The sequence below is a fragment of the Halorubrum xinjiangense genome (genome assembly GCF_049604745.1).
Lineage (GTDB): Archaea > Halobacteriota > Halobacteria > Halobacteriales > Haloferacaceae > Halorubrum > Halorubrum xinjiangense_A.
Map to the genome: position 1 here is coordinate 2,555,224 of NZ_CP187140.1, position 24,728 is coordinate 2,579,951.

A 24,728-nucleotide genomic window follows, 5' to 3' on the forward strand; every position below is an offset into this window, starting at 1 on the left:
TACGATTCCAAATTAAAACCCCCACCAGTCACGTGGTTTGCTCAGTAAGCCGACGGCATTCACCCCCGGGAACGGTGGCCCGGGGCACTCTGCCTGCTATCTTTGTAAAGTTCGAGCGCGTGTTTAAGCAGCCGTTTGTTCTCCTCGGTGTGTTCCCACCGACGGAGTACGCGGTTTCGCTCCCGAATCTCGTCGCTCGAAAGCGCGTCGTCGGTGAGTGTCACTTCGAGTTCGTCGCGTGACTCGACATCGAACGCCGTCTTCCAGTCGTCGATCTGCGCTTGGACGGTCGCGACCTCCTCACGGAGTTCCTCGCGGGTGTGGTCGTTGATCAACTCGGTGAGCTCGGTGAAATACCGCTGCTGGTAGTTCGGCGCGTACTTGGGACTCCCGTCGTCACCGTCGACGATCTGTACCTGTCCGAACTCGGCGAGCATCTCCAGTTCGTCTTTGGCTGTCTGCCACGAGGACACCTGCGCCTCGTCGCGTACCCAGTCGACGGACCGCGGCTGCGTGAGCGTCGTGGCGATCGCCCTGACCCGCTCACGGGCGGTCTGCCCGTCACTCCATGACGCAAGGCCTCGTTCAGTCATCTCCAGTCGTAGGGAGTGGCATCTATTATTTCTTTGGACGGCTCTCCTATATGCGAGAACGTGCCCACGACGAACGGACGAACTGGGTGGTTCCACTTCGGCTCCCGAACGAGGATATCCTCCGAACTCCCGAGGTTCACCACTCCCTACGCACCAACTTGCTCGCCCGCTCAACGTCCTCCGGCCTGTTCACGTTCACGTGCTCACCCACCCGAACCGTCGCCACCTCGTGGCCCGCCCGCATCAATAACCCCACGGCCTCGCTCAGCTGGTACTCACCCTCAGCCGACGGCCGGAGCAACGCACAGACGTGAAAGACGTCCTCGGGCAGCATGTACCATCCGGTCGTGACGAGCGTCGACGACGGATTGGTCGGCTTCTCGACGAGTCCCATCACCCGTCTCTACTCGTCCATCTCGATCACTCCTCGTCGTCGCGACTTCGGGCGAGACATCCTCGACAGCGACCGTGGTGTCGGCCCCCCTCAGCAGCCGCGACCGCGGGTTCGACGCTCTCTGCGAAGGCGTTGTCGGCGTCCAAAAGGAGAAAGGCCCCGTCGACGTCCGGCTCGGCCTGTAAGGGTCCAACAAGGCAACGATTCTCAAAGATCCGAAGATATTCTCTTCATCGCTCTCCGAAGTCTTTGATAGTGGAACTGAGACTCAGTGAGGATCCCTTCTTCGACGAGGAGTGCTCGAAGATTGTTTCGACTCGTCCAGTCACGGGCTTGTGCGACCCGAAGGACCTCCGTGACCTGCCGTTTCGTAGAGAGGCCCCAGTGAGGAAGTTGGAAGACTTTCGAGAAAATGTAGAAGTCGACACTATCCGGGGAATTTTTGATAATTCCCGTGACGTCATCGTCGAACCAGAATACTGCCGAAACATCTGGGTCGCCGAATCGGATCACGTCACTGATCGATTGCTCCCCATAATCGTGAGCGCCCATTGACGCATCGAACCGTGTCGAGACGACTTCGACATTGGAGTTGGCTTCGAGGCAATCCTCGGCTTTTTCTGCCATATCTTGTGTGTCTGGGTCATCCTGGCGAGGGCCAGTGATCTCGTCGTGGACTCCCTCTGCGACACGCAGATTCTGCGAGTGTCTGAGGAATTGCTGCCCGATTGAAGAATGTGTGAGCGCTAACGTTGCGTCTGTGTCGACGAGGAAAACTCCGCTCATCGAGGCAAAAAGCTAGACCTCAGACCCGATAGAAACTACGTCCGAAAGCTCAGATGGGGACTTTCGCTCCGTCTGCTTCGAGAGGGCGACGCCAATGAGGCGCTCGATATCTTCGACGTTACTAAACTCGCGTCGAACGGTCGCCGCATCCACCTCTCCGTTTGTTAGGGCTTGGAGAGCCTCGCGGTGGTCCTCGAAGTGCCGGTCAGGACCGTGAAGTGACATATCTTAATTGAATATCGCCCAATATAAATAGGTTCTGGCCAAGCAGCGTCCTCACGTGTCAATTGCTACAGGCGTGATGGCCGGTGGCTTGTCAGGTCAACTACCCCACCCTAAACGCCTTCGGTGTTTTGAGGGTGGGGCTTGTCCATGAACTCGGCCTCGAACCCGTCCGGGTGGGCGGTGAATCCGCCACTTGGCGTCACCGTTCCAGACTTCAGGGCGAGTTGACTGTCGCCCGTCCGCCGAGACGACTGTTGGCCTCGGCGGACGTACCGCATCCCGATGTTCTTCGCCGCGTTGTAGTCTGCGTTCGCTTCCGACTCGCACTTCACACACTGGAAATCGGTTCGATTCGGGCGGTTCTCGTCGGCTGTGAACCCACACTCGGCACACCGCGTCGACGTGTACGCCGACCCGACTTGCTTCACCGAGATACCTTCCGCTTCGGCCTTGTACTCCACTTGCTCGTACAGCGTTCGGAACGCCCACCTGTGACCCCACGACGCTCCCGTGCGGTCGCGGATGTGAGTTAGGTTCTCGAAGACTATCACGTCGCACTCGTACCGGAGCGCTTCCGAGACGATAGCGTTGGATGCTCGGTGTAACACGTCGCGGACGTAGCGAAGTTCACGGCCGCTCGATCGTTCGAGCGTTCGGTGGGCACTTCGCGTACCGGTCTGTTGCAGGCCAGCGCGTACTTTCTCAAACTCTCGGAGATTGTGGGTTAACTCCCGCCCGCTGACAAAAGAGGCGGTGCTTGTGACGGCGAGGTTTTCGATACCGAGGTCAACCCCGAGGACCGTTCCGTCCTCGGCGGTGTTCCGTTCAGTGTCGGTCTTGGGTCGGCGGAAGCCGATGTGTAAGAAGTAGTCGCCGTCACGGGCGGTGAGTGTGCTTTCCGTGACGCTCCAGTTGTCGGAGTCGAGGTACTGCCGTTGGTAGCCATCGTCGGCGTCGGGGAGGGCAAGCGGACACCGGACGCGACTCTCTGTGGTGGAGAGCGACACCGTATCATCATCAAATACCGTCATGGTTCGGGTGTCGTATTTCACCGTGGGTGCGGTGAAGGTGGGCTTACTCACTTTCTTGTCGTTCGCCTTCCGTTCGATACAGCCGGTGATGGCTTGTGCGGCTTGGTGGGTGGCGAGAATCGCGTGCTGACTCCCGAGGTCGGTGTGTTCGCGGACGTCGTCGTAGGCGAGAGGTTGTACGTCGCTCTTGGCGTTACACTTCCCCCACGCCATGTCCGTGGCGAGTTGGCAACCACGCTTCCACTCGGAGATCGTCTCTTCGAGGAGGTCGCGTTGCTCGTCCGTCACTTCAAGACGAGTGATTGCCGTCCGACGTACGTAGGCGTCTACCACGTGTTCAATGTGATCAATAGGCTACTTATAGATTCGTGCTTGCGACCAACACGAAGGCGCTCTTCCCCTCCCTACTCGCTCCCTCCGGTCGCTCCTTGAGGAAGGGGACTCCGCGCTACCGCTTCAGTTGAAGTTCTCTGAGCTACTCTCCGGCAAAAATATCTAGAATCTCCACTTCAGTGACCGGTTCACGACCAACTGGCCGCCAGCGACAGCCGGTCCACTCGTCGTCAATCCGCCACCAGCCGGGTCCGTCGTCGCGTTCGACGAACCGGATCCGACGACGTGACCACCTCGCGGGAACGAACGTGATGCTGATCGATTCTGTATCAGGAGCAGACTCCGGACCACCATCCGTCTCAGTCGCAGTGTTCGGTTCGTCGTCACGAGATGACGAGTCTACGACATCTCCCTGATCGCTCGCAGCGTCCGATGTAGCCTCCACAGGCTCGTCGCCGTCGGCAGCCGGTGAGGGCTCGTGCTGGCGATACTTCTCGCTTTCTGGCGTGCCGTCGTCGTCGCCGAACAGCCGTTCTGCCTCCTCACTGGTCAAACGTGGCCCCTCGTAGTACTCCTTGTGACATCCTCCTCGCCGTAAACGGCGAGGCTTCCCACGCATGGGGAATACCAGTTAGTCGTCGTCACCAGAACCGTCGGTTCTGGTTGGCTCACGAGACTCCGTCTCGTGAACGCTGGCAGAGGGTTCCGACTCTTCGTAGGCCGTGAGCGTCATCTGCGCTGGTACGCTCTTCTCACGGTGAGTCGTGGCGGTGTCACAACCGCTCCCATCCTGAGGCGAGTCATCGCGCTCCGCCTTGTCAAGCGGGACGCTCTCTCCCCACGGGTCAACCCGTCGTGCGATATTCGCGGAAGCGTTGATGTCGGCCTGAAACGTCGAAACGTGGCAGTCGCCGTTCGGACACCGAAACTCGGCTTGGGAGTCCCGCCGACCGATACGGTGGCACGAGTGACACGTCTGCGAGGTGTACGCCGGATTCACGTACTCGACTGGGATGCCTGCTTCCGTCGCCTTGTCCTCGATGCGCCCTTGCAGTCGGGCGAACGCCCACGAGTGAAGCCGACGGTTCATGTACTTCCCGTAGTCGAGACGCTCACGGATGGACGTCAAGTCCTCCATCACCAACACGGGATTCTCGTACTGCTTTGCGTACTCGACGGCTTGCCGAGACGCTTTCTCCACGATGTCGGTGAGCGCGTTCTGGTAGTGCGAGAAGCGGTCTTCGATACGCCACTCAGATGCGTCACGCTCTTGGAGTCGTTTCAGGGTCGTGTGCATCTCTTTGCGGAGATGCTTCGCTCTGCTTCCGCTACACACGAACGGGTCAGTCGGAGAACCATCCTTGAGGGCACAGCCCGTGATGAGGGCGGTTTCTCCGATGTCTAAGCCGATGTGCGTGGCGTCACCGTTTGTCGCTGGTTCTTCGACCGGGTACTCGACGGTGACGTGTAGTACCCAGTTCTTCCGGTGCTGTTGAAGCCGTATTTCGCCCGCCTTCGCGTCCTCCGATACGAGGTCGTGCCAGAGATCTTCCTGTTCAGGGTTGATGCGGAGCGGTATCCAGAAGTTCGTACCCCGGCCGGGACGCGGAACCCACCACGTGAACGCGTAGTCGCGTTCTTCAGAGTGGTCGAACTTCGCGGCTTGATTCGTGAGCCGTATCGGGTGGCCGTCGTCCAACTCCTTGGCATTGTACGTCTTGCGGAGTTTCGGAACGTAGTTGCAGAGAGCGGCCTTGGCCTGATACGGGAGGTCGTAGGGCGTCACGATGTCGCTCACCGCCGACATGGTACTCGCTCCGGCGTCGAACGCTTCCTGCAGACCGTCACGGTAGGTTTTGAGCAGGTCGTTGAGTTTCGACTGCTTGTGCGCGGTGGGTGGCGCGAACGTCGCCTGCAACGTTTTCGTGACGGTCGGGGACATCGCTACTGCTCCTCCACGTACTTCATGAGTACGTCGATGCTCACTTGCCCGGTGGTGGCGAGGAAGTAACCCGGTTGCCAGAACGCCTTGTCGAGCGCCTGCCGAACCTCGGGATTCTCGTCACGGATTTTGCGGGACGTGACGCCCTTGAGCGAGTTGATGAATTTGGTGAGGTCGGTCGTTGGCTTCGCTGTGAAGAGGATATGAACGTGGTCGCTTCCGCCGTTGACGTTCTGGATGTTCACGCCGAAGTCTTCTGAGATGTCGCTGGCAATCTCACCGACCCGTTCTGCGATTTCGTCGGTGAGGAGGTCTGTGCGGTACTTCGTGACGGTCACAAAGTGATATTGGAGCGCGTGGACCGTGTGCGACCCGGTTTCGAGGTTGTACTTCATTTGGCCATGCTGATCTCTATATACCCAATTCTAATAAATATTTGCAGTCGTGGGGTATTCGGCCTGTAACCGACGGTGGAACGTGTAGGAGTTGTCGGCTTCACGCCCGCGGTAAACGGCGGGATTCTCGCCTTGAAAAAAGATAGTCTGGGTCCGAGGAATTGTCGGTCAACTGGTCTAGTCCGTACTGGACGAGTTCCGCTCGCCAGTCGTCGATCGCACCGGCCAGATCCAGCCCCTCGATCTCAAACATTGCTAGCTGCCGGCGATGCGTCGGGATCGCTCGTCGTCGAGCCCGACCTCGACTCGATTGACTCGAACTCCGCCGACCGATGTCATGTATCTATTCATGCGATCATTATATATCTCATGAGACGCTATCTGAGAGCGGCGATCGACTCTCATGAGCCGTAACGACACCAAGCATGTTCAAACCGAGCTGGACGCGGACGAATACGAACGATTCCGAGCGTTCGCGGACGAACACGGACTGTCACTCAAGGAGGCCGGACGCGAGGCGCTGGTCGAATGGATCGATCGACAGCAGCGAGCGGACCCAAACGATCAGGCGTTCACCGTTCTCGAGACCCTCGAGGAGAACTCCTTGCCGGAGTCGGCTGAGACCGACGCCCGCACTGAAACGGATCTCATCGACGAGTGGGACGGACGCGATGAGTCGTTCACGCTCGCCGACGCTCCTGGGCAGTCTCGATAATGGCAGAGCCAGTCGAGACGCCCATCGGTACCGTGACGGCCGAACACTTCCGGCCGGGGCACGTCCGACATCGGGTCGTCGTCGGCCCGAAGTTTCTCTACGCGCTGTTCAATCCTCGCGATCGGATGCACGCCGTCTCGCGGGCGTTCATGACCTTCCTTCGTGACGGTGATCTCCCGTATCGACGACTCATCGTCAACGACCACATCGTCGATGAGGCGGCCACCCGGCTGAAAAAACAGGCGTCGATGACGAACGCCGTCTCGTTTCTGACGACGCTCGACGAGAGTTCCCTCTATCGGTTCGAAACCGTCTCCGAGAGCGTCTTCGCCGACGCTAAAGCGACGTTCATCGAGTGGACAGATCTGGACGCGTCGTTCACTGATTTCGTCGTCGCCGCACACATGGACGAACTGGACGTCGATCACGTGCTCACGTTCGATCGTCACTACGATGCTTTCGACGTCACCACGCTCCCGTATCGCAGTCAGGTATGAGACGAGCGCGTCGATGGCCGCACGGGATTTGACATCCTCCCCGCGCTAAAGCGCGAGGATTCCCACGGCACCACACCGCTGGGTTGGGATATTGTAGTTTACGACGTAACCCGTTATTGAGGCGCGAATCCGCCAGTTTCCTTGTCAAACAGGAACGTCGATGGCTGTGCCAACCAGCTGTTCCCGACGAGAACGTCGTTAACAGAAGACACCAACAAAGCCAAAGAGACAAAATCAAGACTGCTCAGACATCGGCACCGGGTCAGTAAGATCAACACATAAGACACCGTGATCAGGCCACCACTCCGCAACGTACTGCGTCGTAGCCGTATGATGGTAGTTATGATGCTGGAGAAATCGCCGACACGTCACTTCACCGGTGTAGCTGGTATGATCAATCTTGTAGGCGGACGCAATATCCTCCTCTGATGGGTCCACAGTATCGACGGCAACCGGGCGCACGAAAATCAGATCCACGGTCGGATGTGTTCCGAGCCGAACGTACTCTCTACTGGTAAAATGAGGGTGATACACGTCTGTGTTTAACCGGAGCTCATCGTCCTGAGAGATGGCAACCGTCTCGCCCGCCGAACCGGTAGGCGTAGTGTGATTGTTCATTGGAAGGAGCAGTACAATAGCTCGTTTATTATCAGTGCTAGCTATCCGTCTCCGGGTTGTCTTCCGCTTTCGCTTCAACGTCGCTCCGATCATCGAGCCCATAGATGAGCGGCTCCCGGAGCACGTCTTCAGCAGCAATGTTCCAGTGACCAGGGAAGTGTGGCGTCGTGTCGAGCCCAGGCAGGTCTGGGGAGACAAGCCCGCGGGGATAGCGGAACGAGACACCAGGATAGCTCGGTTCCATGCCAAACTCCGTTGAGATCCGCTTACGCGGGTAGTAGGCTGTTCTGTAGTTTCCGTAGATATTATTCCCCGGATGGTCGTGAGTGCTGAGCCGTCCGATCCAGTCTTTAATGAACGGCCGGCAGTCCCGCTCGAGGATCGGGTCGTCGGTTTCGTGTTCGACGAGGAACGTCTCAAACGCCTGTTGATGGCTCCGTTCGTTTCGGCTTGAGGCTTGCTCGACGTCCCACTCGGCCGTCATTTCTTGTTGGACGAGTTCTTCGGTGTCCGGATCATAACAGTAGAGTGCTTCCACGAATCGGACATAGCTTAGATCAACCGGCCGATGGCACTGACGGACTTTGGTGTGTTCGATGTCTCCTTCATCGTCGTATGTCTGGACGGGCTTGCCGTACTTGTTTTCGACAACCCACTGGCCGTCGTCCTTGTAGTATCGCGGGAGATTGAACTCAAACGCCTCAAACGGCGCTGTTGCGTCCCCGCGAGCGAGTATTTCACCGTCATGAACGAGTAGATATTCCGCGTCCCAAGTCAACCACCACCGAGACTCAGAGACCCCTTCCGGCAACAGCATTGTTTTGCCGTCGACAGTAATCGTCTCCGAGCAGTTGTGAAGCTGTGTTTTCGTTGGATCACGCTGTTTCATCGGAGCCATGAGCTTGTCCAGCGCCCACGAGCTGAGCGTGTCGAGTGACTCGGTACGCCCGTCGTCGTCCGTTTGAGGTATCATTACGGTGATTGTTTTATACCCCCAGACTGCCTGCCGGATGAGATTCGTATAGAAGCTTCCCGGCTTCGACCGTGTTCGGTACTCGACTTCGACGGCGAAGATTTCGCCATCGTCACGCCGGATCCAGATATCCGGACGCGATCCCGTGTCTTGGGTGACGATTTCCACGTCGTACCCGTTGTTGTCGAAGGCGACAGCGACGCGTTTAATTCGCTCCCAGTGCTCATCAGTGCCGTCGTTGGCCGTCGTCCGGTCAGGATCGAATTCGCCGTCTTCAATCGGCTCTGTAACGCCAATTGTGACCTCATCCGGGAGCAGTTTCTCGGGGTCAACACCGACAGCATCAATATCAAGCCCCGTCGCCTGTGGGGCTTTCTGCCAGGGATCAACGCCGGGATCGACCGTGCCCAGCCCGACGTAGTGTTCAAGATCGATCTTTCGAGCAAGAAGACTCGTATACGCACAGCGATCCTCAAGGATATCAAACGCTCCGTACTGCGCCCGCCGCATCTGTGTGAACTCTGTTTTCCCGGTGATACGGTCTTGTCCCGAACTAAAATCCGGAAGCTCAGTCTCTCGACTGGGCACCACCGACCCATCGTACAGCGAGACATTGTACCCGTCGTCAATGACGGCGAGACTCGACGAGACTCCAAGGTCAGCAAACGAATCCGCAGGGTCACATTTTCGACCGTATCGAAGACAGTCGGCGTACTCACTTTCAGTGCTGATTTTATATGCTGGATTAAACAGGAAGATCCGGACCGTGACCTGATATTCGTAGCTTTCGGGGAGCCCGCTGGACCGACGGTACAGCGCGTAATAGAGGAACGGTTCGCCGGCGAGGTCCTCGAAGAGGGCGTTCGCGTCCGCCCCGGACACGCTCCCACGACGCGCAGGCTTCAGATTTTCCTCCTCCATCACGAGTCGCGTTCCAAGCGCCGGCGACGGTCCGAACAGTTCCAAAGGGAGTGTCCCGATACGGATATCGAGTGACTCCGGGAGTTCGCTGGTCAGTTTCTGATACGTTGTATGGAGCGGTTCCGGGAGCGCATCAGCGCTCTCTGGCTGGTTTGTAACTGTTACTTGGGTCGTTGACTCTCGAGATGGGGTATCTGCCCGAAACGCGTACATCATCCCATCGGTGACGGCCCAGGCGAACTGTTCGGCTTGGTCGATTGTAACCTCTCTGTCATCGAATAGATCGGAAATCGCCGTCGCACCCCGTTCCGGCCCAGTCTCGAACGTCTCGGCCATTGAGGCGTCAACTTTCACGAAGACGACATTTTCACGGTCTTTGTCGGAGCCTTCAGTGAGTGTTGGTTGAACGCCGATACTGTGGTGATAGTCGGACGAGTCGTGCTCTGAGTCCGACTCAGCCGACGCTGATTCGGTTTCCTCGTCTAGTGTCGATTGGGTTGTTGCCATTGGATACGTTTTGAATACTGTAATACCGGTTTGCGGTGTCTTCGCGTCCGAGAGAGCCGACCGTCGGCAGCGTTACTCGCCTACTGTCGACGGAGGGACAGCCCACGCGCACCCTCGGAGCTGTCGGTGGGGTTCGCCAGCTTTCATTACGCGTTCGATTGTAAGACTCGGTTTAGCACCCAGTGCCTGACCGAGCAGACTCTTATTCAATGGAGAGCAGCCTTCTGCCTCAAGATGGCGCGAAACCACCGCAACAAACTCGTCATAGTCGATTCCCGCGCCCGGCGATGCGACCGTGTACTGCGCAAGTACCCGGTCGACGAGCGCAGCTATCTCCCGATTCGTTTCGGTGTCAGCACCGTCGCCGCGTTCGGACGGCCCCGCGACCGTCGTGACGCCGTCATCAGCTCCGTCCGGGAGCGCATACACGGCACTCTCCGTGAGCGGTGCTGTCGGCTCGACGGTAAGCGGCCGTTTCACCGGCGTCCACGTCGTTGTCTCTGAGGCCGCCTGGTAGTCTGTCGTCGGTGTCACGGCGGGTCGATCCGTTGGACTCCGCTCCTGTTCGACGTCGGTCCAGCTCCCATGCTTGAGGGTGAGACTCTCATCTTCGAGGACGGCGGTTGCGAGAACGTCCCCAGCAGACCGCAGCTCGTAGCGACGATCGCGGTCCGCGTCGGCGGTAGTCCCGCAGACCCACCACGCTGGCGCAGCAGTTTCGCTCGCGGTGACGACCACCGCGTCGTCGCGTTCGAGTACTGCCGTTCCAGTATAGAACTGAAGACTGTCGCCAGTCGCTTCGGCAACGGGAGATCGGAGCCAGTGGGTGACGAGAACTCCGAGCCGCTTATTTCGGGCCACGATCACGTGACGGGCATCACGCTGGGTAGCCGCAGACGCCGCGCGAACTGCTCGTTGAGGCGTCTGTGAAGACGTGACAATGGTTACATCCGTCGGTTCGCCGTTAATCCGGCAGCGTAGTTGTACGCCCGGGCGGCCGCTCTCACGTGCGTGCGTGACATCGTCGATGGCTGGGGTTTCCGCCAGCACATCGGCGGCCATCGTCGACATCGGTTGGTGTTTGCTCATCGTTGTCTTGGGGGTCGACCCCCTACGACCACCATCAATAGGGAATGTAAAAATCGCTGTTAGAGTCAGGGGGGGTTACTGATACTTATAAATAGCTCACGTAGGCAGCCAACAATCTCTGTAGAAAACACCGAGAACTTGCGGATGTCTCTTTTTGTTGTAGCGGTTTGGTCGTCGAGGTGTGAGTTTGTTGTAGAGGTTTGGTCGTCGAGGTGTGAGTTTGTTGTAGAGGTTTGGTCGTCGAGGTGTGAGTTTGTTGTAGAGGTTTGGTCGTCGAGGTGTGAGTTTGTTGTAGAGGTTTGGTCGTCGAGGTGTGAGTTTGTTGTAGAGGTTTGGTCGTCGAGGTGTGAGTTTGTTGTAGAGGTTTGGTCGTCGAGGTGTGAGTTTGTTGTAGAGGGTTGGTCGTCGAGGTGTGAGTTTGTTGTAGAGGGTTGGTCGTCGAGGTGTGAGTTTGTCGTAGAGGGTTGGTCGTCGAGGTGTGAGTTTGTTGTAGAGGTTAAATCGTTGTAGTGTCGGGGGGTCGTCGGTGAGGTTTCGTTGTAGTGTCGGAGGGTCGTCGGTGAGGTTTCGTTGTAGTGTCGGAGGGTCGTCGGTGAAGTTTTGTTGAGACATCGTCGGGGGAGCGTGGTGTCTCACTTAGACTGGAGAACGCACTGCGCATGGTCTCGAAACGTGCGAGGTACCTTGCGGTGGACTACTTGTGGTGTTCGCTGGACGATCTTCTGATACGTAGTCGTGAATTCATTGAGGTTGATCTGGGTTCCAAGCACGTCCGTCGCTGATCGTCTGAGTGGGTGGAACCGTATGCTGGTAGCAGCCGTTCGGATCGCTTGCGTGTGTATCGCGTTCTTTGTCGGTGGCGGTTGGGTGTTTCAAGATGCGATGACATCCTCCCCGTCGTGAACGACGGGGTTTCCTCGCCGGCGTGGGGGTCTCAGACTGTTTGAGAATCCCCGGAGGCAACATTCCCGTCACGGTGGACGGTACTCGGGTCTGTGCGCTGTTCTTTGGGACTTTCGTGAGGGCGTGGTGACTCCAGCCATTCGTGACTGTCCCACTTGAACCGCACGGGCCGTGCCATCGGCCTGACTGCCTTCTCTGTGTGCCGCTTTAGGAACGTTTCTGACGCCGTGAGGTCAGCGTGCCCTTCGAACCCACACGGGCAGGTGAGCGTGTCCTGATGCCGTGTCGTTCGCTCTGTCGAACCACACTGCGGGCACTCCTGACTGGTCCAAGCCTCTGACCGGACTTCCACCGAGATGCCGTATTCCTCGGCAGTACACGCCAGTCGCTCGGTGAATTGTTTGAACGCCCAGAAGTTGTGGGTCTTGGCGTTCGCCTCGACTGACCAGTGTGTATCCAACACGTCGGTCAGGCCACCGATATACACGGTATCGACACCTTCGGCGTACAGCCGTTCCAGCAGGCCACGACACAGTGCCTCTTGAGCGTGGTCGCGGCGACGAGTCCGTTTCCGGTACAGCCGCCGGATACGTCTGCTACTGTATCGGCCTTCTTTAAGTTTCGACTGCAACCGGGCGATTTCTCGCGTCGTCTCGCGGAATCGCTGGAACAACTCACGGCCTTCGTAGAGATACTGCTGGCCGGTTGTGGTGGTACAGGCGACGAGATTGTTTGCGCCAATATCCAGAGCGGCCTTCTCATTGGCCAGTGGAGTGTCCCGTGTCTCGTCAGAAACAGTCACGGGTTGCGAAGCTCGGAAGGTGCTATTAGTCTCGTCGTACCACAGTTCTAGTCGGCCTTGGTCTTCGTAGTCGGGCCAGTTCGGGTCGCCAACGATTTCGAGCCGAAGACGACTTTTCGGGCTGTTGTGCCTGTCTCGGAGTTCTTTGCCAACGACCATCTCAAGCCGGGAACGGTCGCCCCATTCGACAGTGTAGGCGTCCTTTCGGACGACGCCTTTGAGAACACGTCCGTCGTCTTCGTTGCCACGGAAACCCGGAGGTTCCGGGTGTTCCGTAACCGACGTGTTCGATTCGTCGTGATACGCTTTCTTGTTCTCGAAGAACGACCGCCATGCTTCGGTGTTTGCTCGTCGGACAGTCTGGGCGGTGGACGCGCCGAGAACGGCTTTGTATTTCCCTTCGAGTTTGCCGGTATCGGCGTCCCACACGTCGCCCTCGAAGCCGTCTTCGTCGTTGTAGCGCATGAGGCGCTGGTAATTGATCTCGTTCCAGAGAGCGGCAGAAGCGTCCAACAAGTCCCGTAGCACCTGCTCATCGTCGTCGGTGAGCGGTCGCACAACGAACGTGTTGGCACGCTTCACGACAACAGATTATTATACTTTTAGTCTTAAAGTCTTTTCGTATGCGCCCAAACATCGACATTTCACACACGCTCGGTGGCCGAGTCAAAGACTACGCAGAAGCAAACGATTTGGACCTCTCGGGAGCCTATACAGAGGTGCTAGAAGCAGGTCTTGAAGCGTTGGAGACTCAGGACCAGTTGTAACGTGGCGGTTTCTTACCGGAGCGCACGCGATTCACGCCCGCCGTGAACGGCGGGATTCTCTCGCTGTATCAAGATAGTCGCTGCGATCCGTTGAGAGAGTGCGTTGACAGTCGCCAGTTCGTACGGACGCAATGGGCTCTCCGTGAGTTTCTTTTGAAGCTGTCCAGACCGATCGTTCAGCTGGGCTCGCTCCTGGCTCGCGTCTGGTCATGTCTCTGCGTGGGCGCTCGTTGTGCGCTGTTGGCTGTGCGTTCAGGGTAGTGTATGAACGGTCCAGCGTTAGTCTGTGAGCGATTCAAACTGTGGCCTCTGGTAGGTGGGCTTCTTCCGGTGCGTGCTGCTAGCGTGGTGACGTGAGCTGTACTGGACTCGTCAAGAGAGCACACGTGATCTCTGTCAGATTGCTGCTAGTGTGTCAGGAGTTTGCGTCGAGAGTACGGGTGGTTTGCGTGAAGATCGCTTGAGGATCATTGGAGGATCGTCGGAAGATTGTTGGAAGATCGCTGGAGGACCGACGGAGAATCGTTGGAGGATCGCTAGAGGATCGACGAAGAATCGCTGGAGGATCGACAGAGAATCGACGGAGGATCGACAGAGAATCGACGGAGGATCGACAGAGAATCGCTGGAGGATCGACGGAGGATGGACGGAGAATCGCCGGAGGATCGACGAAGAATCCGTTGAGGATCGCTGGGATATTGGGAGAGCAGTCGTGGGAATGGATTGGTGCGACGACGCCGATGAGTTCGGATCGATACTGGTTGCCAGGATGCTCTCGATACCAATACAACGCATACTGAGACAGTGACACCCAACTCTTGAGTCAATCTCTCGTCGACAACAGCCTGTGATACGACCCGGCCCCCCGGACTGAGACACCATCGATCCCAACTGGACGGCACGCTGGAGGGCACCGACTGAGCTGTGAGGGAGCCACCACCAAAATCGCATGACGAGAGCAACTTCAGGGCACCAAACACCGACTGATATAATACTAATATGGACCCATCACTGCGGAGTGACCAGGAGCCGACGGCAGCCATCTCAGGAGGGACCCAAGATAGCAACCAACCCAACCGCTCGCAACACACTTCAGGCCACGTCGCTGCCAATCCACCAACCAAATTCGAGTTGGGTACGCTCTGTTGTATCATACCCAACAGATCCTGACTACTGCGTCGCTGTCAGTAGCCAACTCCAGTCGAAACGATCCCCGTAGCAAGAATCGGTAATACGGTCGCAGTCGATCGACGACCCACCAATCGGGCCGGAATGTGTATCGGGCCGACCAACCCAATCCCGACGACGTACTGTCGACCGTCAGTTGCGACATCCAACGTCAACGCCAATCGAGCCACGATCGGAACCCCCACGATGACGAATCACGCCTGCCACGACAGCCAGCACCGATCCCAGACTGAGAGCACTCCCGCCGAAACGGTCTCCACTATTCGACGCCGAACTACGTCCACCGCCGAACCGATCACGCTCTCCACAAACCGATCCCAACAGCGAGTCGGAAAATTGGAATCGGATCTCCGGGTCTTGTATGCCACTAAATGACACACTCAACGAGGTGTAACTGACACACCCGACTCGTCGCCGGAGTGGTCGCGAAGAACTCCCGACCCAAAGGGTTGTGACACCTCCTCATGGTACGGCAGATGACTGCGACTGCTACATTGACGAGTCACAGTGGAACTCGATCCACAATCGATCCGCGAAACTGACCAACAAGGGCGACCGCACGCAAACGGATCGCGGTTCGAGTCGTTGCGTGACTCCTCGCTGCCCGGGTGGAATCGATTCGGATCGGCCGGTCCCGATCGTGTGAGAAGATACCATCCGATTGGCTCTCACGTCAGTATCGCAGATCGAAGCGTCCCCGTCGCAGATCAACGTGGCCGTGAGCAAGACACCGTACCAGTACTGGGCACCAATCTCTGTTGGCGGACCCACCGGTGGTGGATCCACCACCTAATGCGAACTAGTAACACGATATGTAAGTACCCTCTCACTATGGACGCACCAAACGGAGAGCATGGTAGATCAGTACGAGTATATCAGAATAGTTATATTCCAATCGATTGAAGTACATTTGAGAGAAAACTATTGGGAACAACAGACCGTATTCGTGGGTCTTGCTGTGCGCCTTCGAACGATCCATCTCAACACTGAATTGAGCCATGAGACGCCGCCAAATGCCGATTACTCCGCGATGGCCCAGCCTGCTTCGGTCCGGCTTGACTGCTCGTTGTATGGGTGTCGACCTGTGTTTTCAACAGGGGCTTTGTCATCCCATTCAACCGCCTCAAGAATCTCCTGTCGGTCGACGTGCTCGCGGGCGGGTGGTTGATAGGTGAGCCCGATCGATTCGAGTTTTCGGGGGAGATAGTCGGCCGCATACTCAACGTCAAACTCGGTTTTGAGGATGTCTTCGATTGTGGCTGTCGAGACTGGTTGTCGCTGGGCGATCTCGTCAAGAAACGCTGTCTCTGCTGCCGGTGACAGTTTTGGCGGTCGTCCGCCGCCATAGTCCGGGAGTAAGCCGTCAACGCCGCCCTCGTTCCACCTTTTGCGCCACCGATACCCCGTTGATGTTGTGTGTCCCTCTCGAGCAATTGCGTCCGACACGGAGTCTCCCTGATACAGACTCTTAATAAATCCGAGTCGCCGAGCGCGTTCCCCGCTCTCGGCCGCTTTCAGTGCCTGATCCAGTGCTGTCTCGGAGAGGTGTCGTTGGACGGGTCCTGAGTCGCTCATTACCATCGATATTCCCAGTTGTTTTCTAAAGTATGTTGGTTGAGGACTGTTTCTGTGCCTGACTAGTCTGCTGGGTCAGCGTTGGGTTCCAAGTGGTCGTCGAAAGGTAGTGTCGCTCCGTGCGAGCGCTATAGAGCGGTGGGGCCCTAGCGGTGGCCGCCACCTGCCGGTTCGCCTAGAATGGTCGGGAAACTACTATGCCCCTCTTGGGTCCCTCCTGAATCAGTACTCACGTTCTCTCGGCAGGGGTGATACGTATCGTTATTAGTATTATATCAGTCGGTGTCTGATGCCCTGAAGTCGCCGCCTTCTTGCGGTTTTCAGCATCATAGCCCCACAGTCATATTGATGCCCCACACCGTGCTTCGCAGCGGTCCGACATGGAGATCGCACCGGCCTCCATCAGAGGTGGTCTGTGAGTTCCCGCCGGGGTGGTCTGTGAGTTCTCGCCGGGGGCGGTCTGTGAGTTCCCGCCGGGGGCGGTCTGTGAGTTCCCGCCGGGGGCGGTCTGTGAGTTCCCGCCGGGGGCGGTCTGTGAGTTTTGTCGACCGCCCCCAGTGAATTTTCGCGCGCTCGGTTTGTGAATGAGGCGCTGAGTGCGATCGAACTAGCATCGACCGGGAACGAGACGCTCGAGTGTTCGCCGATCGACTTGCGAAGGGAAACAGCTAGCTGGTGGACGTAGGTGATCGGAACGTCGTCAAAGACACCGACGAACCGGTCGACGGTCTGGACCGCCTCGTAGCCGACGATCACGACCAGCCCGTCGGCCCCAGCCTTGACCGCCGTCTCAAAGACGTGCGCGAGCAGGGGGCGCCCCGCAACGTCGACGAGTCCCTTCCGCCGTCAGCTCGCCGAGGCGACTGCCACGCCCGGCAACGGGGATAACCGCGTCCATACGCGAGACTCTACACGCCGGTTACCTAACCCCATCGACGGGGACTATCGGGTCCAGAAGCCACGTTGGCGGGCTTCGATTTCCGAAAGCACCGTCGAGAGGACGTCACGCCAGTCGGTCGGGTGTGTCGTATCGTCACCCGGCGTCGGTGCGTCCGGTCCCGGATGGACGTGGTCACGAGTGTTGTGCCCAGACGGATGTCTGTCCCACCGATGATCGAACGCCCCCGTCTCGTGGGTTTCGTGATAGTGGAGCGAGAAATCCCCGTTTTCGAACCAGACAATCTCTAGACGGGCACTCCGAACCTGGTCAGGGTAGAGTTGCCGATTGTACTGACAGACCAGCCGTTCGGGCGCGAAGCCAGGCTGGTCATCAACTTCGGTGAACCGATCGTCCGTCGCGAAACGCTCTCGAATGACCGCTAGCCGGTCGAAATCGATCGGCCCACCGGAAATTGAACCCCCCGTCTCGTCCTCCCCACCGGCAGTCATGCCACGGATTCGCGATCTGTAGCCTCGCCGGACGCGGGGGTGAGTGCTCGTTCGAGGAGAAACACACGACGCCGAGCGGTTTCCCACGACGAGAGCTGCTCCCAGACGTCCTCGATGGACTGGTCGCTTGCTGCGGCATACTGTGTGATCGAGATGCCCGTCGGGGACTCGGCGTCAAATTCAGCTGCGAGTGCGTCCGCCCGCTCTGATTCCGACTGTAGCAGGTCGAGTAACTCTTCAGTTGTGTATTCGCTTCGGAGCGTCTGGACGCGTCGCCAGTTCAGGTACTCTTGATTCCGTTCGTAGGTGGCTGGCGAATCCGTAACCTTCGTGACGATGCCCATCCGTTCGAACCAGTCCAAGTATTCACGTGCGGCGTCGACCCCGTGTCCTGCACGCTCGGCAACTTCGCCTGCTGTCGCCGGATCGTCGAGTCCGAGCACGGCATCGAAAAAGTCGTCCCGTGTTCGATCACCACGAACGACCTCCTCCGGCGGGGTCAGCGCGTCGAAGTTCGGCGCCCGTTCGTCGGTGTCGGCTTGGATATCCGAACCCGGATCCTCCATATCCCACCATGCGGCTCAAAGCGTGATAAAACTTTCTTGGACGGATTATCCCGCTTCAAATGCGGGAGACCACGACCAGCCCGTCGGCCCCCGCCTCGACCGCCGTCTCAAACACATGCGCGAGCAGGGGTTACCCCGCGACGTCCACGAACCCCTTCGGTCGGGCCGCCGTCAGTTCGCCGAGTCGACTCCCTCGGTCTGCGGCGGGGATGACCGCGTCCATACGCGAGACATCACACGCTGGTCACCTAACCCCATCGCCGGGACTACCGGGTCCAGAAGCTACGTTGGCGGGCTTCGATCTCCGAACGCACCGTCGAGAGGACGTCACGCCAGTCGGTCGGGTGTGTCGTACCGTCGCCGGAAATTGGGACCTCTGGTTCCGGGTGGACGTGGTCACGGGCGGTGTGACAGTCGTTTGCGGCGATAGTCTGAAGTACATAGACTTCGGACTAACAAGTATGACCTCCGATCACGATCGCGTTCGTTCGGACGGCGGGATCGACGCGCTGGACTCGCCACCGAGAGACGTGATGGACGAAGAGGCGCTCAAGCCAGAGACGCTGGCCCGGAACGCTCCGCGACTCGAGACAGTCGTTCAGCTGCTCAACAACCCAGCGCTGGCCCGCGTCTACGTCTACGTCTGTTACTGGGGGCCGGTTGCCCCGCCGGAGATCATGGAGGCACTCGATATCTCGAAATCGACGACCTACGAGTACGTCGATCGGCTGGTCGACCTCGGCCTCGTCGACCGTGATGACTCGACGCGCCCCCAGCAACTGACTGCCGATCCGATCGTCATCGTCGAGCAGTACGCCCCGATCGTCATCACACCAACCGTCCTCCACGCCCTCGCGCTCCAAGAGGTCGACGAGGACGTCGCATACTTCATCGACCGCTACGGTATTGGGAAGCTCATCGCTGCGCTACGGGGGGCTGGACTCCATTTCGCAGGCAAGACAACCCAGCGGATGGTCGCCGCTGATATCGACGTTCGCGAAACGGAAGCAATGATGATCATCTACGCACTCAAACCGGCACTGGTTGTTGGCCGAGACCACGATCCGTTCTTCGAGTATCTGTTCCCGGATGTGGATGACGAAATGGATCTCCCCGACCTTGACGAAATATCTGATGCCCCGACCCGCTCGTCGGATCTCGATAGGTGAGTCGGTCGAATGAATGCCGACACACCATTCTCTGCTAACCAGGATGTTCTTGTCGACGCGAATATTTTCTACGCAATAGGTGATCCTTCGAACTCTCAGTATCGGAGATTCCGGAGTGTAGTCCAAAGTGCTGGCGTGGTCTGTAAACTCCCTCAGCGCGTGATCGGTGAACTTGGAGGGCCAGAGACAGACCGTGTCCGAACGGCACTCGACGAGGGCTGGGCTACAATTATTGATGTACCCTCACCGACGGATGGTGACGCTGTCGCCGCGAGCGATATCGCCAAACGAACCATTGCGAACGAAACCGATCAGCCCGAACACGAGGTCGAAAAAACGGATGCGATTCTGGCCGGGTTAGCAATCCAGTACGTCAGAGACCGTTCAACGGCGGGTGTTATCGTCCTCACAGACGATAAGCCTGCCAAGAAGGGCATCGAGAACGCCGTCCGGGCGCAAGGATACACGGACACGATCGCGGTTCACGGATTGGAAGACATCATCGGTGACGATTCGGGCGACTCGATGCGGCTGATCTAGGTCAGGAGATGGCCGTTGTGCGGAAATCCCTCGGCCACTTAAGAACCCGCGACCACAGCTGCGCGCCTCGTTCCTGCGGTGCTTGGCGCGGTCAGGGGACGATCGAGGCGGCCTCGTCCTAGCTGACCGCGTCCATACGCGAGACGCCACACGCCGATCGCCGAACCCCATCGACGGGGACTATCGGGTCCAGAAGCCACGCTGGCCGGCTTCGATCTCCGAACGCACCGTTGAGAGGATGTCTCGCCAGCCGGTCGGGTGTGCCGTATCGTCTCCGGGTGTCGGTGCGTCCGTTCCCGGATGGACGTGGTCACCGGGGCGTCCGTTCCGTGAACGTCTCGTAGGCTTTGGCGATCGTCTCGACAATTTCGGCTTTGTCTTCGTCTGCGAGGCTATCGCCCCGAAATTCGATGAGCGAATCGAGGACGACTTCAAATTTTGATGGATCAGTAGCCTTTGCCACGACTGTCCAGCCGTCCGGGTCGGTGTATGCAAGAGACGCCACGACGTTCGCCGTGAACACGAGGATGTCCCGAATACCGCCAAGCGTTCCGTCGTCTCCGACAAGACTGTCCGGAGTCGCCGGCATCACAAGTAAGTCGTCACGCTCGTGGGACACTGTGAGTGTCTCGCTAGCCAAGAGCGGCCGGTCGGGGAGTCCGCTGATCATTCTGCTCTCGACTGGGTGTGATACTCTCGTCCGGTCTTAAACTGTGTCAACTCTTCGATCCGGCTCTCCAGTTCTTCGATCTCCTCGCGAAGTTCCGTGGCCTCGGGGTCGTCGCTCGTGGCGAGCCGGTCTTTCAGTCCCTGCAATCGAGTTTCCCGCTGTTCCTCATCCACTTCCGCCTTCCGGACATACTCTGTCTCCTCGATGTCGTACACGTCCGATTCGGAGAGTTCCGTCACGTCGAGAGCGTCGTCGACCTTGTCGCGGTCGACGCTCAACACGCGCTCGCGGTCGATGCCTGCGTCCTCCAGCGTAGCCAGTACCTCCTCGTCGTCTCTGAGGTCTCGGTTACGACGCGCCGTTCGTTGTACGGAGCCGAACTGGCCGTGAACGGGCTGGTCGTGGTGCAGCCGATCCAACAACACGTTGGTCACGTTCTGGCGCAGGTCGTTGGCATCACGCTGGATGTCCGAGAGCAAGGTGTAGAGATTGATGAGGGCGGGCGTATCGAGCGCCTCGAGCGAGGAGAGATCGTTCCGCTCTAGCGCGTCGATGAGAAGGAGCGCATCGCTGTAGACATCCACGTCGGGCTCCGTGCGCTCGGTGACTTCCTCCGCTGATTCGGTGTCGTCTGCTCCCCTGATGATCTGGCTTCCGGCCGGTTCATCGGTTTCGCGGATCACACCCGCACTCTCGTCGACCTCGAATCGGGGATGCAGACTCAATACGCCGGGATACGGATCGGCATCGAGCGGGAGCCGCGAAAGATCGAATCCATCGGGAGCGTCACTGATGCGCTCGTAGAGCGTCTCGAACTGGTCGCGCTGGAGCGGCCGTGTCTCGTCCACGTCACGGTCGAGAAATTCGACGACGATTCGGTGTTCCTGCACGTCGGTGATCTGGAAACGATCCTGAGAGAGTGGTGTGAGCAGAGTCGCATCCTCGGCGAGACCCTTGCACTCGTCAAGAAGCGTGTGCCATGTGACGCTGAACGGCATTACCGGGTGTATCGTCGGGAGACAGGTAAAGCGTGAGGGTGGTTCGCTCAGATACCGAGATCGCGGAACGTCCAGTCGTTCGGCAGGTTTGCGTCGAAGCCGGCCTCTTCGACGAGATCACGGATGCGCTGTTCGACTGTTTCGTCCAGCTCGAACGTGTAATCGAATTCCTCGTCCCAGTCGTAGTACCGCGGCATCCCCGGCCAGTGGTCGTCCGTCTTCAGCCCGTAGACGCAATCGAGAAGGTAGCGACGATACGGCATATCGTCACGGGTGATGCGAGGGAGCGTCCCGTCGATCGACTGATCTCTCACTAACGTTTCGAGCAGATCGACCGCCGCGTACTGGTCGGCGTAGAACGCGTGTTCGAGCGTCGGGTTGACGGAGAAAATGTCTTCTGAGGCGCGGGCGCGGAGATGGTCGGCCACCGAGTGGTCGGGATGGCCGATTCCCCACCCGTACGCGTGGACTTCCTCCCGCGCAGTATCGGCCGTATCGGCGGCAGTGACTGCGATGGTATCGAGGTATTCGAGTGCCGCAACTGGAATCGCCGACACGCCGTCGGTCAACCGCGTGCGGATCAGATTCCGTCCCACGGCATTCGCGATCGTGGGCGTCACAAGCGGAATCTTGTCATCCGCAGTCGGATCGTGTGTATCGATCACATTCTCGAGGAATTTCCAGCCCGCTGATCGCGCCGCCTCGTCAAGGGCGCCACTAACCCGCTCGTGGTACGGCCAGAACACGTCCCGATATGTGTCGCCACTGGTGTCTTCCTCGAGTGCAGCCGAGAGCGCCGCCTCGAACTCGACGACTGCGTCGTGAAGGCCGTCTCTGTCACCGTCCGAGAACCGGTCGAGTAGAGTATCAAGTTCGGCGATGGACGCGTTTCGTTCGTCGGCTGGCGATGAACCTGTGGATTGTGACTGCTCGAGATCAGCCGAGCCAACGGTTGTCTCTGATTGGACATCGCCACAGTCGTGGAGGCGGAGACGCGTGAGTGTCTCGAACGACGCTCCGCAATCGTCGCACTCGTGAGTCATAGTCCTACTACAGGTATGTGGGCAAAATGCGTTCCTTCTTTGATCAGTGAAATACCCCACCCTCAACGAAGCCACGCCAGTGGCTGAGTAGGGTGGGGTAGTTCACCCAGCCGAGCCGTCGTCACCTCGTACCCCGCTCGCACCAACAACCCCACGGCCTCGCTCTCGAGACCATCGAGACCAAACCCCAAAGCACAGATATCTGTGCCAGCAAAATATATGTGTGCTTAGGGCGTAGCGTAGCGTATGCCTGACGAGCCACTGCCTCCTGACGGCCCCGACGAGTTTCCCACCGAAGCGGAACTACCGGACGATCCGGTAACCGTGGCTGATATTGACCCGTTCGCCGTTACTGACGATGGCTTCGAGGATATCGATGACTTCGCGGCCGCAGAGTGGAAAAACGAGACCACTGCGAACGAGAGAATTCGCACGGTAATCGATAGAACGACGACTCCGAGATCGGCGGGCGACATCGCAGAGACAGCGCTAGTCTCAGAAACAAAAGCCAGAGCCACACTCAACAAGCTTGCTGACGAAGGTATTGTCAAAAGTCAGCAGACGGACTCCGGAAAACTGTACAGTCGAGACCCGGAGTGGTACCTTCTCAAGCAGATCAGGCGACTCGCCGGGAGTGAAACGCTCGTCGATCAAATCCACCGAGTGAAACAGGAGCTCGCAGCGTACAAAGCCAAATATGACGCAGCCGATCCAGAGGAACTCCTGATTTCAGACAAGGAACTCACCCAGAACGAACTCGACGACGTCTCTCACTGGCGGACAGCAGAACGAGAACTCAGCCACCTCAGAGCGGCATACCGCCTCAAAGAAGCAAAAGAACAGGCAACCACCGTAACTGAACCAAGAGACAGACAGACGGGGAATCAGACAACGGCCCCCGCTGGCGATCAGCCCCAACTCCAATAATGGGGATGGGGAACGGCTCTCCAATTGATTCAGAAGCAATTGATGAGAGCGTAGAGCAGATACGCCACCAACTCGGTAACGGAGTCGTCAAGGTCCGATACCGGTATCAAAAAGGTCACCCGTTCAAACAGCGGGAAGGAGAAGATATCAGAGCGGCACGGGTCACTGTTACCCCTGGAATCCACGAGCGAGGTGGGTACTTCGATATCCAGTGGTGGGAGAATGGAGACTACAAATACCATTACCGGGAGGACGGACTGGAATTCAGGTTCGGGTGCGAAGGGGCGAATGAAACCACCAGTAAGCCGGTACGGCACTTTCATCCGCCAAGCGATCTCGACGCACACAGGCAATCCTGTATCGGGATCGAACGACCACCGACACTTGTCACAATTGCTGTCCTGAAGACGTGGTGGGCAGCAGTCAGGCGCGGTGATGAGAGTTTGGTGAACGCGCAAAACGGCTTGCCGTAATCGGAATCCCCTCGAAGGCGTGACCGAACCGGTCGAGGATCTGGGGCGCCTCGTCCCCGACGATCACGATCAGCTCGTCGGCCCCGGCGTCGACCACCGTCTCGAAGGCGCACGCGAGGAGGGGCCGCCCCGCCACGTCGACGAGCCCCTTCGGTCGATTCACCGTCAACTCACCGAGCCGACTGCCTCGTCCGGCGGCGGGAATGATCGCGTCCATACGCGAGACGCCACGCGTGGCCGTTTCAACGTTGCCCCTGGCGTCAAACCCGTATTCTAGCCGGAAGCGACGGTGCTCACTCTGTGTCCATCTCGAGCGCGCGTTCGTACAGCGCGTCCGAGATCCAAAAGCCCGCCTCGCGGAGCGCGTCGAGTTCCGTTTCGAGGTCGACTTCTCCCCGGTCGGACGCACGGAGGAGAATCCCCACGACGCCGGTCACCGGAACGTCGTGACGCGTTGCGGTCGCCCGGCCTTCACGCTCGTCGATGAGTACTCTGTCCGCATCGACGTCGATGGCGTACGCGATGGCCGCGGCCTCTCCGCGATCGAGTTCCCGCTCGAACTCGGTCCGCAGCTCCGTCGGCTCCGGTGACACGACTCGAATCCCACCCTGATCGCGGAACGCTTCGATGCGGTCGCGGCCGTCGAACCCGGCTGTGAGCTCGTTTCAGACCGCCGTCGGAACGACCACCTCACCGAAC

General features: G+C 58.5%; 26 protein-coding genes. 6 read left to right on the forward strand and 20 right to left on the reverse strand.

From position 1 onward, the window contains the following. Positions 1-59 precede the first annotated feature (59 nt). The 8 genes from ACOZ35_RS14065 to tnpA form a co-directional block, all read right to left on the reverse strand. Positions 60-593, reverse strand: a complete 534-nt coding sequence (locus ACOZ35_RS14065; RefSeq protein ID WP_424014153.1) for a DUF7342 family protein — start codon at positions 591-593, stop codon at positions 60-62. A gap of 136 nt (positions 594-729) precedes the next feature. Next, positions 730-987 carry a sugar phosphate nucleotidyltransferase gene (locus ACOZ35_RS14070; RefSeq protein WP_424014154.1) on the reverse strand — a complete coding sequence of 86 codons (258 nt, stop codon included), beginning with the start codon at positions 985-987 and terminating at the stop codon, positions 730-732. A gap of 207 nt (positions 988-1,194) precedes the next feature. Further along, positions 1,195-1,773 carry a hypothetical protein gene (locus ACOZ35_RS14075; protein WP_424014155.1) on the reverse strand — a complete coding sequence of 193 codons (579 nt, stop codon included), beginning with the start codon at positions 1,771-1,773 and terminating at the stop codon, positions 1,195-1,197. 12 nt (positions 1,774-1,785) lie between these two features. Then, positions 1,786-1,998: a hypothetical protein gene (locus tag ACOZ35_RS14080; RefSeq protein ID WP_424014156.1), complete on the reverse strand. Its 213-nt coding sequence runs from the start codon at positions 1,996-1,998 to the stop codon at positions 1,786-1,788. Between the two features lie 110 nt (positions 1,999-2,108). Beyond that, the gene (locus ACOZ35_RS14085) at positions 2,109-3,362 is read right to left on the reverse strand and encodes an RNA-guided endonuclease InsQ/TnpB family protein (RefSeq protein ID WP_424014157.1); all 1,254 of its coding nucleotides are present in this window, start codon (positions 3,360-3,362) and stop codon (positions 2,109-2,111) included. Between the two features lie 142 nt (positions 3,363-3,504). Beyond that, positions 3,505-3,915 (reverse strand): hypothetical protein, encoded by a 411-nt coding sequence (locus ACOZ35_RS14090; protein WP_424014158.1) that lies wholly within the window; start codon positions 3,913-3,915, stop codon positions 3,505-3,507. Positions 3,916-3,993: 78 nt separating this feature from the next. Next, on the reverse strand, positions 3,994-5,304 hold the full coding sequence (locus ACOZ35_RS14095; protein WP_424014159.1) for an RNA-guided endonuclease TnpB family protein: 1,311 nt from the start codon (positions 5,302-5,304) through the stop codon (positions 3,994-3,996). Between the two features lie 2 nt (positions 5,305-5,306). Beyond that, positions 5,307-5,699, reverse strand: a complete 393-nt coding sequence (gene tnpA / locus ACOZ35_RS14100) for an IS200/IS605 family transposase (RefSeq protein ID WP_424014160.1) — start codon at positions 5,697-5,699, stop codon at positions 5,307-5,309. A 403-nt stretch (positions 5,700-6,102) separates the two neighbouring features. Here tnpA and ACOZ35_RS14105 point away from each other — a divergent pair, with 403 nt between their 5' ends. Then, positions 6,103-6,414, forward strand: a complete 312-nt coding sequence (locus ACOZ35_RS14105) for a hypothetical protein (RefSeq protein ID WP_424014161.1) — start codon at positions 6,103-6,105, stop codon at positions 6,412-6,414. After that, the gene (locus tag ACOZ35_RS14110; protein ID WP_424014162.1) at positions 6,414-6,911 is read left to right on the forward strand and encodes a type II toxin-antitoxin system VapC family toxin; all 498 of its coding nucleotides are present in this window, start codon (positions 6,414-6,416) and stop codon (positions 6,909-6,911) included. The genes ACOZ35_RS14105 and ACOZ35_RS14110 overlap by 1 nt, the downstream gene beginning before the upstream one ends. 655 nt (positions 6,912-7,566) lie before the next feature. On the opposite strand, the gene ACOZ35_RS14115 is transcribed toward ACOZ35_RS14110, so the two are convergent. The 4 genes from ACOZ35_RS14115 to ACOZ35_RS14130 all read right to left on the reverse strand — a co-directional run bounded on the left by ACOZ35_RS14115 (position 7,567) and on the right by ACOZ35_RS14130 (position 16,254). Further along, positions 7,567-9,930, reverse strand: a complete 2,364-nt coding sequence (locus tag ACOZ35_RS14115) for a hypothetical protein (RefSeq protein ID WP_424014163.1) — start codon at positions 9,928-9,930, stop codon at positions 7,567-7,569. A 72-nt stretch (positions 9,931-10,002) separates the two neighbouring features. Then, positions 10,003-11,001: a hypothetical protein gene (locus tag ACOZ35_RS14120; RefSeq protein WP_424014164.1), complete on the reverse strand. Its 999-nt coding sequence runs from the start codon at positions 10,999-11,001 to the stop codon at positions 10,003-10,005. A 952-nt stretch (positions 11,002-11,953) separates the two neighbouring features. Further along, positions 11,954-13,306, reverse strand: a complete 1,353-nt coding sequence (locus ACOZ35_RS14125) for an RNA-guided endonuclease InsQ/TnpB family protein (protein WP_424014165.1) — start codon at positions 13,304-13,306, stop codon at positions 11,954-11,956. 2,393 nt (positions 13,307-15,699) lie between these two features. Next, complete coding sequence (locus ACOZ35_RS14130) at positions 15,700-16,254, reverse strand: helix-turn-helix domain-containing protein (protein ID WP_424014166.1); 555 nt, start codon at positions 16,252-16,254, stop codon at positions 15,700-15,702. Positions 16,255-16,929: 675 nt separating this feature from the next. Here ACOZ35_RS14130 and ACOZ35_RS14135 point away from each other — a divergent pair. Beyond that, a complete protein-coding gene (locus ACOZ35_RS14135) occupies positions 16,930-17,142 on the forward strand; it encodes a hypothetical protein (protein WP_424014167.1) in 213 nt (70 codons plus the stop codon). Positions 17,143-17,196: 54 nt separating this feature from the next. Here ACOZ35_RS14135 and ACOZ35_RS14140 read toward each other — a convergent pair whose 3' ends face one another. After that, positions 17,197-17,643, reverse strand: coding sequence for a hypothetical protein (locus ACOZ35_RS14140; RefSeq protein ID WP_007994977.1), 447 nt, complete (start codon positions 17,641-17,643; stop codon positions 17,197-17,199). Continuing rightward, complete coding sequence (locus ACOZ35_RS14145; protein WP_004598876.1) at positions 17,640-18,209, reverse strand: DUF7342 family protein; 570 nt, start codon at positions 18,207-18,209, stop codon at positions 17,640-17,642. Before ACOZ35_RS14145 ends, ACOZ35_RS14140 begins: the two co-directional genes overlap by 4 nt. Before the next feature lie 461 nt (positions 18,210-18,670). On the opposite strand from ACOZ35_RS14145, the gene ACOZ35_RS14150 reads away from it, so the two are divergent. Beyond that, on the forward strand, positions 18,671-19,378 hold the full coding sequence (locus ACOZ35_RS14150; RefSeq protein WP_424014168.1) for a DUF7437 domain-containing protein: 708 nt from the start codon (positions 18,671-18,673) through the stop codon (positions 19,376-19,378). Between the two features lie 9 nt (positions 19,379-19,387). Further along, positions 19,388-19,918 carry a hypothetical protein gene (locus ACOZ35_RS14155; RefSeq protein ID WP_424014169.1) on the forward strand — a complete coding sequence of 177 codons (531 nt, stop codon included), beginning with the start codon at positions 19,388-19,390 and terminating at the stop codon, positions 19,916-19,918. 310 nt (positions 19,919-20,228) lie between these two features. On the opposite strand, the gene ACOZ35_RS14160 is transcribed toward ACOZ35_RS14155, so the two are convergent. Genes ACOZ35_RS14160 through ACOZ35_RS14170 form a run of 3 tightly spaced genes read right to left on the reverse strand, consistent with a single transcriptional unit; the run spans position 20,229 to position 22,629 of the window. Continuing rightward, positions 20,229-20,588, reverse strand: coding sequence for a hypothetical protein (locus ACOZ35_RS14160; protein WP_094583595.1), 360 nt, complete (start codon positions 20,586-20,588; stop codon positions 20,229-20,231). Then, positions 20,585-21,586 (reverse strand): hypothetical protein, encoded by a 1,002-nt coding sequence (locus tag ACOZ35_RS14165; RefSeq protein WP_424014170.1) that lies wholly within the window; start codon positions 21,584-21,586, stop codon positions 20,585-20,587. The genes ACOZ35_RS14160 and ACOZ35_RS14165 overlap by 4 nt, the downstream gene beginning before the upstream one ends. 47 nt (positions 21,587-21,633) lie before the next feature. Next, positions 21,634-22,629, reverse strand: a complete 996-nt coding sequence (locus ACOZ35_RS14170; RefSeq protein WP_424014171.1) for a hypothetical protein — start codon at positions 22,627-22,629, stop codon at positions 21,634-21,636. Positions 22,630-22,875: 246 nt separating this feature from the next. Here ACOZ35_RS14170 and ACOZ35_RS14175 point away from each other — a divergent pair, with 246 nt between their 5' ends. Beyond that, positions 22,876-23,556, forward strand: coding sequence for a winged helix-turn-helix domain-containing protein (locus ACOZ35_RS14175; protein WP_424014172.1), 681 nt, complete (start codon positions 22,876-22,878; stop codon positions 23,554-23,556). Positions 23,557-23,585: 29 nt separating this feature from the next. Here the strand turns inward: ACOZ35_RS14175 and ACOZ35_RS14180 are convergent, their stop codons facing one another. The 3 genes from ACOZ35_RS14180 to ACOZ35_RS14190 all read right to left on the reverse strand — a co-directional run bounded on the left by ACOZ35_RS14180 (position 23,586) and on the right by ACOZ35_RS14190 (position 24,622). Beyond that, positions 23,586-23,879 carry a hypothetical protein gene (locus ACOZ35_RS14180; protein WP_424014174.1) on the reverse strand — a complete coding sequence of 98 codons (294 nt, stop codon included), beginning with the start codon at positions 23,877-23,879 and terminating at the stop codon, positions 23,586-23,588. Positions 23,880-23,979: 100 nt separating this feature from the next. After that, positions 23,980-24,246, reverse strand: coding sequence for an NTP transferase domain-containing protein (locus tag ACOZ35_RS14185; RefSeq protein ID WP_424014175.1), 267 nt, complete (start codon positions 24,244-24,246; stop codon positions 23,980-23,982). A gap of 76 nt (positions 24,247-24,322) precedes the next feature. Next, positions 24,323-24,622, reverse strand: a complete 300-nt coding sequence (locus tag ACOZ35_RS14190; RefSeq protein WP_424014176.1) for a DUF3368 domain-containing protein — start codon at positions 24,620-24,622, stop codon at positions 24,323-24,325. Between the last annotated feature and the right edge of the window lie 106 nt (positions 24,623-24,728).